This window comes from Rhizobacter sp. P3_B12 (assembly GCF_056402895.1).
On record NZ_JBFUGN010001249.1, the window covers coordinates 1 to 1,499 of the forward strand.

A 1,499-nucleotide genomic window follows, 5' to 3' on the forward strand; every position below is an offset into this window, starting at 1 on the left:
GGTGATGCGCCAGCACCCCGTTGAGCAGCGTGCCCGACCAGTTGCCGGCCGCCGGGTGCACCACCATGCCGGCGGGCTTGTCGACCACGATCAGCGCATCGTCCTCGAACACGATGGCCAACGCCATCGCCTCGGGGCGGAACGCGCGGCTCTCGGGCGTCGGCACCAGCTCGACCACCAGCTGCTGGCCGGCCGACACCTTGCGCGAGGCCTGCGTCGCCGGGCGATCGTCGACCCACACGTGGCCGCCCTCGATCAGCGTCTGCAGGTGGTTGCGCGAGAACTCGCCGGCCATCGCGACCAGCGCCTTGTCGAGCCGCACGCCGTGCAGGCTGCGGTCGATCAGCGCGACGCGGCGCTCGGGGGCATCGCCGACGCCGGCTTCCAGGCCCTCGTCGTCGGGATCGCCAGGAAGCAGCGCCGGGTCGTTGGGGGGGTGAACCATATAATCGCCGCTCTTCTTTCGACAGGAAGCGCCGCAGCAGTGGCGCCACGAGGCTCATGAATGTGATTCGCTTGGTTGGCCGGTGGTCGGGCCTGGCATCGGCAGCCGTGTTGGCTACCCTGCTCGCAGCCTGTGGCTCGACCCCGAAAGACGAAACGGCCGGGATGACCGTCGAGAAATTGTATGCAGAGGCGAAGTCCGAAGCCGATGCCGGCAGCTACGAGCGCGCCCTGAAGCTCTACGAGCGCCTCGAAGGCCGCGCCGCCGGCACGCCGCTCGCCCAGCAGGCCACGCTGGAGCGAGCGTACCTGAACTACAAGACGGGCGAGAAGGCGACGGCGCTGTCGATCCTCGAGCGCTTCCTGAAGCTGCACCCGACCAGCCCCGCCTTCGACTACGCGCTCTACCTGCAGGGCGTCGTCAACTTCAACGACAACCTCGGCCTGTTCAGCAGCATCGCGCGGCAGGACCTGTCCGAGCGCGACCAGCAGGCCTCGAAGGACTCCTACCAGTCGTTCAAGCAGCTGGTCGACCAGTTCCCGCAGTCGAAGTACACGCCGGACGCGCAGGCGCGCATGCGCTACATCGTCAACTCGCTGGCGGCCTACGAAGTGCACGTCGCCCGCTACTACTACCGGCGCGGCGCCTACGTGGCCGCCGCCAACCGCGCCCAGCAGACGGTGCAGGAATTCCAGCAGAGCCCGGCCGCCGAAGAGGCGCTGCACATCATGGTGCTGAGCTACGACAAGCTCGGGCTGGAGCAGCTGCGCGACGACGCCGGGCGCGTGCTGCGCAAGAACTTCCCGAACAGCGAGTTCATCGCGTCGGAGCCGCTGCCGGCGACGGCCCAGTAAAGACTAGAACGGCAAGGCCTGCGCCTGCAGGCCCTCCAGCCACTCCAGGGCCTCGGCCTCGGCCATCACCCGCGTCATCGGCGGCAATGCGTCGCGCAGGCGCTTGCCGTAGTTCATCCCCGCCATGCGCGGATCGCAGATCACCAGCAGCCCGCGGTCGGTCTCGCTGCGGATCAGCCGCCCGGCGCCCTGCTTCAGCG

3 protein-coding genes are annotated in these 1,499 nt (G+C 68.8%); 1 reads left to right on the plus strand and 2 read right to left on the minus strand.

Annotation, left to right across the window (positions count from 1 at the left end; genetic code table 11):
- Positions 1-445: S4 domain-containing protein (locus AC1D01_RS34230; protein WP_477873909.1), on the minus strand; the 445-nt coding region annotated here is incomplete at its 3' end.
- Positions 446-501: 56 nt separating this feature from the next.
- Here AC1D01_RS34230 and AC1D01_RS34235 point away from each other — a divergent pair.
- Positions 502-1,299: an outer membrane protein assembly factor BamD gene (locus AC1D01_RS34235; protein ID WP_477873910.1), complete on the plus strand. Its 798-nt coding sequence runs from the start codon at positions 502-504 to the stop codon at positions 1,297-1,299.
- A gap of 3 nt (positions 1,300-1,302) precedes the next feature.
- Here the strand turns inward: AC1D01_RS34235 and AC1D01_RS34240 are convergent.
- Positions 1,303-1,499 (minus strand): helicase C-terminal domain-containing protein (locus AC1D01_RS34240; RefSeq protein ID WP_477873911.1); only part of this gene is annotated, 197 nt, incomplete at its 5' end.

Bases quoted from the DNA above. Each gene is read 5' to 3' on its own strand.
- AC1D01_RS34235 (WP_477873910.1), top strand. From the start codon at position 502: ATGAATGTGATTCGCTTGGTTGGCCGGTGGTCGGGCCTGGCATCGGCA.